Source organism: Shewanella sp. (assembly GCF_051658185.1).
Lineage (GTDB): Bacteria > Pseudomonadota > Gammaproteobacteria > Enterobacterales > Shewanellaceae > Shewanella.
Window position 1 is genome coordinate 1 of record NZ_JBOFMC010000251.1, and the last position, 13411, is coordinate 13411.

The 13411-nt window shown below is 45.6% G+C and carries 12 protein-coding genes; 2 read left to right on the forward strand and 10 right to left on the reverse strand.

Annotated features, from left to right (window positions below; all coding sequences use genetic code 11):
• Positions 1-165: 165 nt before the first annotated feature.
• From serS to lrp, 6 genes are all read right to left on the reverse strand, one after another.
• Positions 166-1452 (reverse strand): serine--tRNA ligase, encoded by a 1287-nt coding sequence (gene serS, locus ACRCZA_RS09845; protein WP_438674268.1) that lies wholly within the window; start codon positions 1450-1452, stop codon positions 166-168.
• Positions 1453-1470: 18 nt separating this feature from the next.
• Positions 1471-1845 (reverse strand): fluoride efflux transporter CrcB, encoded by a 375-nt coding sequence (gene crcB / locus ACRCZA_RS09850; RefSeq protein WP_438674269.1) that lies wholly within the window; start codon positions 1843-1845, stop codon positions 1471-1473.
• Positions 1838-3169: a replication-associated recombination protein A gene (locus ACRCZA_RS09855; RefSeq protein WP_438674270.1), complete on the reverse strand. Its 1332-nt coding sequence runs from the start codon at positions 3167-3169 to the stop codon at positions 1838-1840. Before ACRCZA_RS09855 ends, crcB begins: the two co-directional genes overlap by 8 nt.
• An 8-nt stretch (positions 3170-3177) precedes the next feature.
• Positions 3178-3804, reverse strand: a complete 627-nt coding sequence (gene lolA, locus ACRCZA_RS09860; protein WP_438674271.1) for an outer membrane lipoprotein chaperone LolA — start codon at positions 3802-3804, stop codon at positions 3178-3180.
• 96 nt (positions 3805-3900) lie between these two features.
• Positions 3901-6636: a DNA translocase FtsK 4TM domain-containing protein gene (locus ACRCZA_RS09865; RefSeq protein ID WP_438674272.1), complete on the reverse strand. Its 2736-nt coding sequence runs from the start codon at positions 6634-6636 to the stop codon at positions 3901-3903.
• A gap of 370 nt (positions 6637-7006) precedes the next feature.
• Positions 7007-7513 carry a leucine-responsive transcriptional regulator Lrp gene (gene lrp, locus ACRCZA_RS09870; RefSeq protein ID WP_438674273.1) on the reverse strand — a complete coding sequence of 169 codons (507 nt, stop codon included), beginning with the start codon at positions 7511-7513 and terminating at the stop codon, positions 7007-7009.
• A 180-nt stretch (positions 7514-7693) separates the two neighbouring features.
• On the opposite strand from lrp, the gene ald reads away from it, so the two are divergent.
• Together ald and trxB are read left to right on the forward strand one after the other, a co-directional pair.
• Positions 7694-8809 carry an alanine dehydrogenase gene (gene ald, locus ACRCZA_RS09875; protein WP_438674274.1) on the forward strand — a complete coding sequence of 372 codons (1116 nt, stop codon included), beginning with the start codon at positions 7694-7696 and terminating at the stop codon, positions 8807-8809.
• A gap of 309 nt (positions 8810-9118) precedes the next feature.
• The gene (gene trxB / locus ACRCZA_RS09880) at positions 9119-10072 is read left to right on the forward strand and encodes a thioredoxin-disulfide reductase (protein WP_438674275.1); all 954 of its coding nucleotides are present in this window, start codon (positions 9119-9121) and stop codon (positions 10070-10072) included.
• Positions 10073-10229: 157 nt separating this feature from the next.
• Here the strand turns inward: trxB and rplT are convergent, their stop codons facing one another.
• The 4 genes from rplT to thrS all read right to left on the reverse strand — a co-directional run bounded on the left by rplT (position 10230) and on the right by thrS (position 13355).
• Positions 10230-10586: a 50S ribosomal protein L20 gene (rplT, locus tag ACRCZA_RS09885; RefSeq protein WP_006081652.1), complete on the reverse strand. Its 357-nt coding sequence runs from the start codon at positions 10584-10586 to the stop codon at positions 10230-10232.
• Between the two features lie 16 nt (positions 10587-10602).
• A complete protein-coding gene (gene rpmI / locus ACRCZA_RS09890) occupies positions 10603-10797 on the reverse strand; it encodes a 50S ribosomal protein L35 (protein WP_007647659.1) in 195 nt (64 codons plus the stop codon).
• 83 nt (positions 10798-10880) lie between these two features.
• Positions 10881-11423, reverse strand: a complete 543-nt coding sequence (gene infC, locus ACRCZA_RS09895) for a translation initiation factor IF-3 (protein ID WP_084294816.1) — start codon at positions 11421-11423, stop codon at positions 10881-10883.
• A 3-nt stretch (positions 11424-11426) separates the two neighbouring features.
• On the reverse strand, positions 11427-13355 hold the full coding sequence (gene thrS / locus ACRCZA_RS09900) for a threonine--tRNA ligase (RefSeq protein ID WP_438674276.1): 1929 nt from the start codon (positions 13353-13355) through the stop codon (positions 11427-11429).
• Between the last annotated feature and the right edge of the window lie 56 nt (positions 13356-13411).

The following is a 13411-nucleotide window of genomic DNA, read 5'->3' on the forward strand; positions in this document are numbered from 1 at the left end:
AACGATATGCCTTTTTCAAGAGTGTGGAAGCATCCTGTAATTTGAACTCAGGTTGATCTTAGGCTCTCGGTGGCGTTTTAAGCTGGCGAACCGTCGCGTGCTAAAGCCCCATAGGCGTTTTATTGAAAAGCACAGATAAGGTCGACCTTTGCTGTGCTTACTGCCTTAACCGATTTGCGTTAACCCACCCATGTAAGGACGCAGGGCTTCTGGCACAGTAATACTGCCATCAGCATTTTGGTAATTTTCTAAAATCGCCACTAAGGTACGGCCAACGGCTAAACCAGAACCATTTAAGGTGTGCAGTAATGCGGGTTTATTATCGGCTTTAGCGCGATATCTTGCCTGCATACGACGGGCTTGGAAATCCTTCATATTCGAGCATGAAGAGATTTCACGGTAAGTATTTTGTCCTGGTAGCCACACTTCAATGTCATAGGTTTTGCTTGAACCAAAGCCCATGTCGCCAGTACAAAGCACGACGGTGCGGTACGGCAGTCCTAAACGTTGCAGCACCGTTTCGGCGTGCTGAGTTAACACCTCTAAGGCCGCCATAGAGTCTTCAGGCTTCACAATTTGAACTAATTCAACTTTATCAAATTGGTGCTGACGAATAAGACCACGAGTATCTTTACCGTATGAGCCGGCTTCACTGCGAAAACAAGCTGTGTGTGCAGTCAATTTAAGCGGTAAGTCATCTTCTTCAACAATGGTATCGCGCACAATGTTGGTTAATGGCACTTCTGCAGTAGGGATTAAGCTTAATCCCTGGCCTTCTTCGGTAGCAGGCTTGGTATGGAATAAGTCTTCACCAAATTTAGGTAACTGCCCAGTACCGAGTAAACTTGCTTCATTGACCAGTAGTGGCACGTAAGCTTCGGTATAACCATGCTCAGTGGTATGTAAATCGAGCATGAATTGACCAAGTGCACGGTTTAAGCGAGCGATTTGGCCTTTCATTACGATAAAACGCGAACCTGTGATTTTAACGGCACTTTTAAAATCAAGACCGTTTAAGGCTTCACCTAAATCGATATGATCTTTGACAGGGAAATCAAAACTGCGGGGCGTACCCCAACGGCGCACTTCTACGTTTTCGGTTTCATCTTTACCCACAGGCGCGCTGTCATCAGGCAAGTTGGGCATTGACATCGCGATAGCATTGACTTCTTCAAGCACTGCGGCCAATTCAGATTTTTTTGCGTCTAATTGCGCACCGAGATCGCCTACTTGGGCCATGATGGCGTCCACATCTTCACCACGGGCCTTGGCTTGTCCAATGGATTTAGAAATGGCGTTGCGGGTCGCTTGCAACTCTTCGGTCGCGACTTGCAGCGACTTACGCTTTTCTTCTAATTGAGTCAAATGAGCGACATCTAAAATAAAACCACGGCTAGCTAATCGCTCTGCGGTAAATGCTAATTCGTTGCGCAAAAATTTAGGATCTAACATGAGATATATTCTTAATAGTTAAATGCGAGAAAAAACCAGTTGTTGACCTAAATACACCATAAACAAACATAGGCTTAGATTCAACACCACATTCATAACCGCCTTCAGCCAATTCCCAGCTTGTATTAACAACAAAGTTTCTTGGGAGAAAGTCGAAAACGTTGTTAAAGCACCCAATAGGCCAACCCCTATCAAGGCTTTACACTCGGGACTGATGTGACTCATTTGTCCCAATGCATAGATAACGCCCATCAAAAATGAACCGATAACATTGACCAACAGTGTACCAAAAGGAAAACTGCTGCCAAATACTTGGATCATGAATATTGCAATAAGATAGCGAAAAACAGCGCCAATAGAACCACCTAGCGCTACCAGTAAGAGATTATTCATATCTTTTGGTCTCGCTAGCCTGATCTAACCGCGCTAACTGTGCCAGTTTATCTTTGATCCGTTTTTCAAATCCGCGTTCAGTTGGAAAGTAAAACTGCGGCGAATGTAAGGATTCAGGGAAATAATTCTCACCGCTGGCGTAGGCATGCGGTTCGTCGTGAGCGTAGCGATACTCTGCCCCAAATCCCAGTTCGGCCATCAGTTTTGTCGGCGCGTTGCGTAGATGATTTGGCACTGCTTCATGACCTGTTTCCCGTGCAAGGGCGCGGGCGGCCTTAAAAGCGGTATACACGGCATTACTTTTGGGCGCACTCGCCAGATATATGATCGCCTGAGCAATCGCCCGCTCGCCCTCTGCTGGCCCCACCCGCTCAAAGCAATCCCAGGCATTGAGGGCAATGGTCATGGCAGTAGGATCGGCATTGCCGACATCTTCAGAGGCAATGGCGAGTAAACGTCTTGCCACATAAAGAGGATCGCCGCCCCCCTCAAGTATGCGGCAATACCAATACAGCGCGGCATCGGGCGCCGAGCCGCGAATGGATTTATGGACGGCTGAAATTAAATCGTAAAATTGGTCGCCATTTTTGTCGTATCCCGCGGCTTGATGCCCCGCGACTTGTGTGAGCATCTCGAGAGTAAACGTGCCAGTATCACTGAGCATATCACTCATTAATTCGAGTAAATTTAGTGATTTACGCGCATCGCCATCACAGAGTTTGGCAAGATTGCTTAACACTTCAGCCGGCATCTGCAGTTGGCGTTGCCCTAGGCCACGTTCGGGATCCTGAAGGGCTTGGGTAACAATGTGGCCGATCTCATCCTCAGTTAAGCGTTTGATAAGATAGACTCTTGCCCGTGACAGCAAGGCATTGTTGATCTCAAAGGAGGGATTTTCAGTGGTGGCACCAATAAAAATCACCGTGCCATCCTCAATAAACGGCAAAAAGGCATCTTGCTGACTTTTATTAAAGCGATGCACTTCATCAACAAACAGCAAAGTGCGTTGGCCACGGGAGCTGGCAATCGCCTTAGCTTGCTCGATGGCGGCGCGAATATCCTTTACCCCCGAAGTGACCGCCGAAATACGCTCAACATGGGCATTAGAATAATGGGCAATGAGTTCCGCTAAGGTGGTTTTCCCGGTGCCCGGTGGCCCCCACAGCATCATCGAATGGGCCCTGCCAGCTTCTAACGCTTGACGTAGCGGTTGCCCTTCCCCTAATAAATGGGCTTGGCCGATATATTCGCTTATCGTTCTTGGCCGCATACGGGCGGCCAGTGGGCGAAAATCGGGGGCAAAATCAAAGGATAAACTGTTCACAATCTAACCTAGTTAGCGGCTTTAAGACGCTGATCGTCAACATCGACATTTGCGGGTACGGCAAACTTAAAGAGCGCCTTATCCGCATGACTGATGGCTTGTTGCTGGCTTAATTCAAATTGACTCAGGTTACCTTTATCATCAAGCACCGCAAACTGTGTTAATTGAGATTGCTTAAAGCACACATTCACGCTCACGATGCTGTGATCAATGGCCTTAGGCTTAATCACATAACAGTCTTGTTTTTTAGCCACTGAGTATTGTGACCAAGTGGCATCATCGCGATGAACAAGCAAGGCGATTGGGGAAGCGTCAATGGCTTTAGCAAAATCCATAATCACCACTTCTTCAGCGAAGGGATTGTAGATCCACAAATCCTTACCGTCAGCGACAATCTGCGACTCATCGGGCTTAGTTAAATGCCAATAAAATTGATTCGGATGGGCTAAGGCAAACACCCCTGAGCCAGTTTGGATAACCTTTTGATTCACATCGGTAACAGTTTGCTTAAAATCCGCCTTCAGGGACGATGTACTGATGAGAGTCTTTCGTAACTGCTCGGCATCATCGGCAAACGTCGCGGCGCTATAGCACCAAGGTAACGTTAATATCAGAGCACACAAATGCTGCTTCATGGCGATCCTTATCTACTGCAATATCGGCTTAAAATGGCCGGTAAAATACGAAAACAAACGCCGCGCTGCAGCGTCTGTCTCACATTGTGGGGATGATTAATAATGTTTTGGTGGCGCGGGGGCAAGCACCTCGCGGTTACCGTTATGGCCTTGGGCTGACACGACGCCCTGCATCTCCATTTGTTCAATGATCCGCGCCGCACGGTTATAACCAATTTTAAATTTGCGCTGCACGCTGGATATCGAGCCACGGCGAGTTTCGGTCACAAATGCAACGGCCTCATCATAGAGTGGATCATATTCCTCATCGGAATCTGCCGTCTCCCCAGGCAATAACACCTGCTCCCCCTCACTGACACCATTAAGAATTTCATCAATGTACTGTGGTTTACCGCGAGCACACCAATCGGCCACCACACGGTGCACTTCATGATCATCGATAAATGCCCCATGCACTCGATTCGGTACCGCAGTGCCAGGCGGTAAGAACAGCATATCCCCCATACCCAAGAGAGTTTCAGCCCCTTGCTGATCTAAAATCGTCCGAGAATCGATACGCGACGACACTTGGAACGCCATCCGCGTAGGGATGTTCGCTTTAATCAAACCGGTGATAACGTCAACCGATGGCCGCTGGGTTGCAAGGATTAAATGGATCCCCGCCGCACGGGCTTTTTGGGCAATACGGGCGATTAACTCTTCCACTTTCTTACCGACAATCATCATCATATCGGCAAATTCATCCACAACGACGACAATCGATGGCAATTTGTCTAAAGCAGGCGCTTCGGGTTCCATGCTGTCCGAGGATTTCCACATTGGATCTAAAATCACTTCCCCATTCGCTTTGGCTTCAGCAATTTTTGCGTTATAGCCCTTAATGTTACGAACGCCCATCATCGACATCAATTTATAGCGCCGTTCCATCTCCCCAACGCACCAACGCAGGGCATTGGCCGCCTCTTTCATATCGGTCACGACTTCACAAAGTAAATGCGGAATACCTTCATAGACTGATAGCTCCAACATTTTCGGGTCGATCATGATAAACCGGACATCTTCTGGGCCTGATTTATACAGTAAGCTGGTGATCATCACGTTGACCCCCACCGATTTGCCGGAGCCCGTGGTGCCTGCGACTAATAAATGCGGCATTTTACCAAGGTCAACTACCACAGGTTGGCCGGCAATATCCTGCCCTAGGACCATGGTTAGGTTGGATTTGCTCTCAGTAAATGCAGTACAATCAAGTACATCACGCATATATACCGTTTCGCGAAATTTATTAGGTAGCTCTAAACCGACATAGGCCTTGCCGGGGATAACTTCCACTACCCGCACACTTTCTGCCAGTAAGGAACGGGCTAAATCTTTAGATAAGTTAGAAATTTTTGAGGCTTTTACGCCAGGCGCTAACTCCAATTCAAAACGAGTGATCACCGGCCCTGGGTATACCCCAACGACATTGGCAACAATGTTAAAATCTGCCAGTTTTGTCTCAACTAACCGGGCAATCAGATCAAGTTCCTCTGGGCTTATCGGATTCTTTTTACGATCAGGCACATCAAGCAAACTGATACTCGGTAATGGATCCATTGGTTTTGCGGGGACCGCCTTCCCCTCTTGTCCGGGTAAGATAACGATGCCATCAACAATTTTCGCTTTTGGAGGTTGCTGCCGCTGTGCTTGAGTCACTGCACCCGTCGACATTTTGGTGTCAAAATCAATAACGTCATCAAAGTCATCGATAACATCTTCCTCGCTAAAACTGAGCACATCCTCGGCTTCTAGCTCTTCATCATCAATATCATCAGCATAAGTATCATGACTCAGAGTCGGTTCAACCTCATCGCTCGCAGCAAAGGCGTGATGCTGTTCCTGTTCTTCTTCCTCAGCCGAGGTGCTCGCGACCCATGGAAGCGTCTCAAAATGTCCATGCTCACTAATCGCAGCTTGGTCAATTTGTGGCTCTACTCGTTGGCTTGTTTTCACCTTTTGATTGTTTAGACTCAAAATTTTTGCCAGTGACGCGAATTTAGAGGTTTTACTTTCCACGGCATCGTCCATGAGTTCATCGACGTGCGTTGATGTTGGCGTGCTTGCAAAAACGAGACTGGGTTCACGCGTGCTCGGCTTTTCAAATACATGTTGAGCATCCCGGCGCTGCTTAAACTTTTCAACCACTGACATAAAACCTCGAGTATCTTCAGTTTCATGCTCACGCTTGAGTCGTTGCGGCAAACGCTTAAGTTGCTGATATAGCCAGATCGACACAAAACCCACCTTTTCAACCACGGTGAGCCAACTTATTCCTGTAAGTAATGTGAAGCCTGAACCCAAAAAACACAGTAATAACAGTGTAGTACCTAGTTTATTGAAATAAGGCAACATCGCTTGGCCAATGACATCACCAGCAATGCCGCCTGCTGAAAACTCATAAATATTATTGGCATTCATGCTTGCTAACGCAGAAAACCCGAGGATCAACAATAAAAAACCAATAATCCGCAGCGCCACGGAGAAATAATCGATTTCGAGTAAATCATGGGCGCGTTTAAACATCAGCCAGCCCGTCGCCGCCACAATTAGCGGCATGATGTAGGCCGTAACGCCGAAGAAATACAGTAAAATATCCGCAATCCATGCGCCGACAGCGCCGGTCCAGTTATTAATTTCCCCCTGGAAATTTGACTGGCTCCAACCGGGATCAGAGGGACTGAAACTGGTTAACGCAAGTAAAATATAAGTAGCAAGAACGCAACAAATAATCAGTCCACCTTCAAGCAGACGTTGCAGCCCGCTGAGCGTGCGTACACTATTTCCGTGAGACAAAAGAGGTAATCCATAAAAAATGAAAACAGGTTAGCTAACGATACCAGAATCCGGCTAAAAGTGGATCACATTAGCCTGTTTTTCTACGTAGAATTGCCAATGTGTGGCAAAAATAACGTCAATAGGATAGATAACACCACTTAACTAACATAAGCAGTTATTCCATAGGCACTTAATGGAGATAAAACATGCAATATAGCGTCAAGCTAAGCCGCCGTGTTGCTCATCAACAAGAGGAATGAAATCAGTAGCAGTCAGTACATTAACTTCACGTCAATGATCAATGAATGTGCTGCCATTTAGCTGAGTGATGCTGCGTATAAATAAGGGGCATGACGCCCCTTATGAAAAATCATCATATCAAGATAAGTTAGATGTCTGATAATAATTGATTTATTGCTACACGACTGGTGTGTTTAACTTCTTCCATAACGACATAGGTGCGTGTATCGGAAACAGAAGGTAATTTTAACAATGTTTCTCCAAGCAGACGGCGATAAGCCGACATGTCAGATACACGGGTTTTTAATAAGTAGTCAAAGTCGCCAGAGACTAAATGGCATTCTTGAATATCATCCAGCAGTTGTACTGCACGATTAAACTTATCAAATACTTCGGGGGTATCACGGCTTAAGGTGATTTCCACGAATACGAGAAGGGATGCACCCAAGAAATGGGGATTAACCAGCGCAGTATAGCCGTTGATATATCCTTGCTTTTCGAGTCGTTTCACTCTTTCTAAACACGGAGTAGGACTTAACCCCACTCTCTTTGATAATTCGACATTTGAAATGCGACCATCAATTTGTAATTCATTCAGAATGTTGCGATCGATGCGATCCAAGTCTTTAACAGGACTCTTTTTATTATATGCCATTTATTTAACCTTGCTTTATCACTAAAACAACATTTTATTCTACGTAAATCCAAAGTTCAGCAGCATACGCTACGTCGACGATACTATACTAGATATCCCTGAATTAATCACGTTCAGGTCACGATAAAATAACAATTAACCCCATTTTTAAATGGGTTATCAGGTAATTGAGGCTCAAAGATGATTATTGGCGTACCTAAGGAAATTAAAAACCACGAATATCGAGTCGGCATGGTTCCTTCGAGTGTTCGTGAATTAGTAAGTAAAGGTCACGAAGTGTTTGTTGAAACTAATGCGGGCGCAGGCATTGGTTTCTCTGATCAGGATTATGTTAATGCTGGTGCCAAAATTTTAGCAACAGCATCTGAAGTTTTTGCCAAAGCAGAGATGATTGTAAAAGTAAAAGAGCCTCAAGCGGTTGAACGCGCTATGCTGCGTCATGACCAAATATTGTTCACTTATCTCCATTTGGCACCGGATCTACCGCAAACGGAAGATTTAATCAAAAGTGGTGCAGTCTGCATCGCTTATGAAACCGTGACTGACGATCGCGGTGGGCTCCCCCTACTCGCCCCGATGTCTGAAGTGGCTGGCAGAATGTCGATACAAGCTGGGGCAATGGCACTCGAGAAATCTTCGGGTGGTCGCGGTATGTTATTAGGCGGAGTGCCAGGCGTAGAACCTGCTAAAGTGGTTATCATTGGTGGCGGTATGGTAGGCACCAATGCTGCGCAAATGGCGGTGGGTATGGGTGCTGATGTCGTGGTGCTCGACCGTAGCATTGATGCGCTGCGTCGATTAAATGTGCAGTTTGGTTCTGCCGTTAAGGCTATTTATTCGACCGCGGATGCGATTGAGCGCCATGTGCTTGAGGCAGATTTAGTCATTGGTGGGGTGTTAATTCCTGGTGCTGCGGCCCCTAAATTAGTGACTCGCAGTATGATCGCTCGAATGAAGCCCGGTAGCGCTATTGTTGACGTGGCCATCGATCAAGGCGGCTGTGTGGAAACCTCTCATGCAACGACTCATCAGGATCCCACTTATATCGTTGATGATGTTGTACATTATTGTGTTGCCAATATGCCAGGCGCGGTTGCCCGCACATCAACTTTCGCACTAAATAATGCAACGCTTCCCTACATTCTTAAGTTAGCCAGTTTGGGTTATAAAGAAGCGCTGTTGCAGGATAAACACCTGTTAAATGGTTTAAATGTGATACACGGTAAAGTGGTGTGTAAAGAAGTTGCCCATGCACTGGGTCTTGAATATACCGCACCAATCACATTGTTAGCCTAGCGGTTAGCGATGCGCAGATACAGATCATGCTCAAATTAACTAAAACTGCGCGACACTTATCTTAAGAGACTCTTATCTTGAAATGCAGATATTTGTCTTGAAAGGTTTTATATGCTCGGCCCCACCCCTGTTGGGGCCGATTTTTAAGGTGTTGTTAAGATTTTATGGTGCACAAATCACTCACCTCAATACCGAAAAATCGCCTCATGACTCGATTAACCCAATCTAAAAGAAACACTAAACAGCGCTTTACCCCTACAGGTAAATTCCCTACAATCCATGCAATTTGCTAAAGGCACGGAGAGAAAAATGAGCCAAGTCAGACACAGTAACCTATTGATTCTAGGTTCAGGTCCCGCAGGATACACGGCCGCAGTTTATGCTGCGCGCGCCAATTTAAAACCTGTGATGATCACTGGTATGCAGCAAGGCGGTCAGTTAACGACTACGACTGAAGTTGAAAACTGGCCAGGAGATGCAGAAGATTTAACGGGTCCAGCACTAATGGAACGTATGCAAAAGCATGCGGAAAAGTTTGATACCGAAATCCTTTTCGACCATATCAATGAAGTGACGCTGACTGAGCGGCCTTTCCGCTTAAAAGGCGATAACGGTGAATACACCTGTGATGCTCTGATTATTGCCACAGGCGCTTCAGCCCGTTATTTAGGCCTTGAGTCTGAAGAAGCATTTAAAGGCCGCGGTGTATCAGCCTGTGCCACCTGTGATGGCTTTTTCTATCGTAATCAAAAAGTTGCAGTGATTGGTGGCGGTAATACCGCTGTAGAAGAAGCATTGTATCTAAGTAATATTGCAGCTGAAGTACACTTAATTCACCGCCGTGATACCTTCCGCTCAGAAAAGATCCTCATCGATCGCTTAATGGATAAAGTCGCTAATGGCAATATTATCCTGCACCTCAATCAAACCATGGATGAAGTGGTGGGTGATGCAATGGGGGTAACCGGCCTGAAAATGAAGAGTACTGAAGATGGCTCCATCACAGAACTGGCGGTTGCTGGTGTCTTTGTTGCCATTGGTCACAGCCCAAATACCAGTATTTTCGAAGGCCAATTAGAGATGAATAACGGCTATTTGAAGGTACAAAGTGGCCTTCAAGGTAACGCTACTCAAACCAGCATTGAAGGTGTGTTTGCCGCTGGCGACGTGATGGACCAACACTATCGCCAAGCCATTACTTCTGCTGGTACGGGTTGTATGGCTGCATTAGATGCTGAGCGTTACCTAGACGCGAAGAAATAATCCATTCTAAGTCTTATCTAGCATGCTAGTCGACTCAAATAAATTAGCAGGCACGGGTTAACCACCTAAGCCTGCTATTTTTTATCTGCTTTGTGGCTGATTCAGCCACAAAAAAAGGGACCAAATGGTCCCTTCTTAAGTGCGACAAACTAATTTCTTAGTTTAACGCTTCTTTTGCTTTTTCAACTAAAGTTGCGAATACAACTTTGTCGAATACAGCGATGTCAGCCAAAATCTTACGATCGATTTCGATAGACGCCTTTTTCAGACCGTTGATGAAACGGCTGTAAGACAGACCATTTTGACGAGCCGCAGCATTGATACGTGCAATCCACAGTTGACGGAATTGACGTTTTTTCTGACGACGGTCACGGTAAGCATATTGACCAGCTTTAGTTACTGCTTGAACAGCAACACGGTAAGTACGGCTACGAGCGCCATAATAACCTTTAGCTAATTTTAAAACTTTCTTGTGACGAGCACGAGCGGTTACACCACGCTTAACTCTTGGCATTTTCTAATCTCCTAAATTAAGCGTAAGGTAATTGACGCGCGATTGCTGGAACATCACACTTAGCAACTAAACATTTTGCACGTAAGTGACGCTTACGCTTAGTGCTCTTTTTGGTCAAAATGTGACGTAAATGTGCTTGCTTACGCTTGAAACCATTGGCGGTTTTCTTAAAACGTTTCGCTACACCTCTGTCGGTTTTCATTTTAGGCATTACTAAAACTCCGCATTGGGATGTTAAATAAAAAGCAAGGCGAGCAAAGGCCATAGACCTTTGCTACTTTAAGGTTGCCCTACTTATTTCTTTTTAGGCGCTAGCACCATAATAGCTTGTCGACCTTCCATTTTAGGGAAAGATTCAACAATTGCGTATTCATCCAAATCAGTCTTAATACGGTTCAATAGATCCATACCAAGATTTTGGTGTGCCATTTCGCGACCTCGGAAACGCAGCGTAATTTTCGCTTTGTCCCCGTCTTCCAGAAAACGTATCAGGTTGCGTAGTTTTACCTGATAGTCGTTTTCGTCAGTTCCAGGACGGAATTTTATTTCCTTAACCTGAACCTGCTTTTGCTTCTTCTTTTGTTCCTTTTGGGCTTTAGCCTTATCAAATAGGAACTTACCGTAGTCCATAATGCGACATACTGGAGGTTCAGCGTTTGGACTAATTTCAACTAGGTCTACACCCGCCTCATCTGCCAAATTCTGAGCATCTCTGATGCTTACCACACCAATAGCTTCACCATCAATACCAGTTAAACGTACCTCTGGCACGCCTGTGATTTCTTCATTGATTCTATTAGGGGCCAGCTGACGCCCTGCTGTTTTTTTGATCTTTATGACCTATTCCTCCAACAATTTGAGACTACGGAGCGAAATTTGCTGATGGATTTTAGTGGCGAAATCTTCGATTCGCATCTTACCTAAATCAATACCATCGCGAGTACGCACCGCGACTTCCTTATTTTCCATTTCTTGATCGCCAACGACCAATAAATAAGGGACACGCCTTAAGGTGTGTTCACGTATTTTAAAGCCTATTTTCTCATTCCTCAAGTCAAAAGACGCTCGAATACCTTGTTCTTTGAAGAATTTGACAACTTTTTCAACATAATCAGCCTGTTTGTCGGTGATATTCATCACAACGACTTGCATCGGGGCTAACCAAGTCGGGAAACGACCCGCGTATTCCTCGATCAAAATACCGATGAAGCGTTCCAACGAGCCTAAAATAGCACGATGGATCATCACGGGTGTTTGACGGCTATTATCTTCGGCAACGTAAGTTGCACCTAAACGGCTGGGTAACGCATAGTCGAGCTGCACAGTACCACATTGCCACGCTCGGTCCAAACAGTCATGTAAGGTAAATTCAATTTTAGGTCCGTAGAAGGCGCCTTCTCCGTCTAAAATCGTAAATTCAATATTATTTGCGCGTAATGCTTGCTTGAGTGCTTCTTCTGCTCTATCCCACATGGCATCGTCACCGATACGTTTCTCTGGGCGAGTTGAGAGCTTAACAACGATATTTTCAAATCCGAAGGTTGAATAAGTGTCGTACACCATTTGGATACAGGCACTCACTTCCGCTTGAACTTGCTCATCGGTACAGAAAATATGGGCATCGTCTTGGGTAAAGCCACGTACACGCATTAACCCATGTAGCGAACCTGATGGTTCATTGCGGTGACAGCAACCAAATTCGGCCATTCGCAGTGGTAAATCGCGATAAGATTTAAGCCCTTGGTTGAAGATTTGCACATGTCCCGGGCAATTCATGGGCTTGACTGCATATTCGCGATTTTCACTGTTTGTCGTGAACATGGCTTCTGAGTATTTATCCCAGTGGCCTGAGCGTTCCCACAGTACGCGGTCCATCATTAACGGACCTTTTACTTCTTGATAGGTATATTGATTTAATTTACGGCGAATAAATCTTTCTAATTCAAGGAAGATACTCCAACCATCGTTATGCCAAAACACCATGCCTGGTGCTTCTTCTTGCATATGATATAAATCAAGTTGCTTACCAATTTTACGGTGATCCCGTTTAGCGGCTTCTTCGAGGCGAGCTAAATGGGTGCTCAGGGCTTTTTTGTCTGCCCAAGCAGTACCGTAGATACGTTGTAACATTTTATTTTCGGAGTTACCGCGCCAGTAAGCGCCGGCGATGCTCATCAATTTGAAATGATGGCAAAAACGCATATTTGGCACATGCGGACCACGGCACATATCAGTGTATTCTTCATGATGATACAGCGCTGGTGTCGCATCTTTGCTGATATTGTCATCAAGAATCGCCACTTTATACTCTTCACCACGTGCGGCGAAGGTATCACGAGCTTCTTGCCAGCTCACTACACGTTTAACCACATCGTAGTTGGTTTTAGCCAGTTCGAGCATACGCTTTTCGAGGGCTTCGATATCTTCTTGAGTCAATTTGTGTTCAAGATCAACATCGTAATAAAAGCCATTATCGATAACTGGACCAATCGCCATCTTGGTTTGTGGCCAGAGTTGCTTAATTGCATGGCCTAATAAATGCGCACAAGAATGGCGAAGAATTTCAATGCCTTCTTCGTCTTTGGCGGTAATAATCGAAAGTTCAGCATCGGTGTTAATCAGATCGCAAGCGTCTTTTAATTCGCCATTCACGCGACCCGCAATACAGGCTTTGGCAAGACCAGGGCCAATATCAGCGGCAACATCGAGAGTCGATACGGGATGTGCAAACTCGCGCTTGCTACCATCAGGAAGTGTAATTACAGGCATGAAATGTCCTTTCCAGTGGTGACCCACACGCAGGGCCACATGGTTTTAATGAATGA

Bases quoted from the DNA above. Each gene is read 5' to 3' on its own strand.
- serS (WP_438674268.1), bottom strand. From the start codon at position 1,452: ATGTTAGATCCTAAATTTTTGCGCAACGAATTAGCATTTACCGCAGAG.
- crcB (WP_438674269.1), bottom strand. From the start codon at position 1,845: ATGAATAATCTCTTACTGGTAGCGCTAGGTGGTTCTATTGGCGCTGTT.
- lolA (WP_438674271.1), bottom strand. From the start codon at position 3,804: ATGAAGCAGCATTTGTGTGCTCTGATATTAACGTTACCTTGGTGCTAT.
- lrp (WP_438674273.1), bottom strand. From the start codon at position 7,513: ATGGCATATAATAAAAAGAGTCCTGTTAAAGACTTGGATCGCATCGAT.
- ald (WP_438674274.1), top strand. From the start codon at position 7,694: ATGATTATTGGCGTACCTAAGGAAATTAAAAACCACGAATATCGAGTC.
- trxB (WP_438674275.1), top strand. From the start codon at position 9,119: ATGAGCCAAGTCAGACACAGTAACCTATTGATTCTAGGTTCAGGTCCC.
- rplT (WP_006081652.1), bottom strand. From the start codon at position 10,586: ATGCCAAGAGTTAAGCGTGGTGTAACCGCTCGTGCTCGTCACAAGAAA.
- rpmI (WP_007647659.1), bottom strand. From the start codon at position 10,797: ATGCCTAAAATGAAAACCGACAGAGGTGTAGCGAAACGTTTTAAGAAA.
- thrS (WP_438674276.1), bottom strand. From the start codon at position 13,355: ATGCCTGTAATTACACTTCCTGATGGTAGCAAGCGCGAGTTTGCACAT.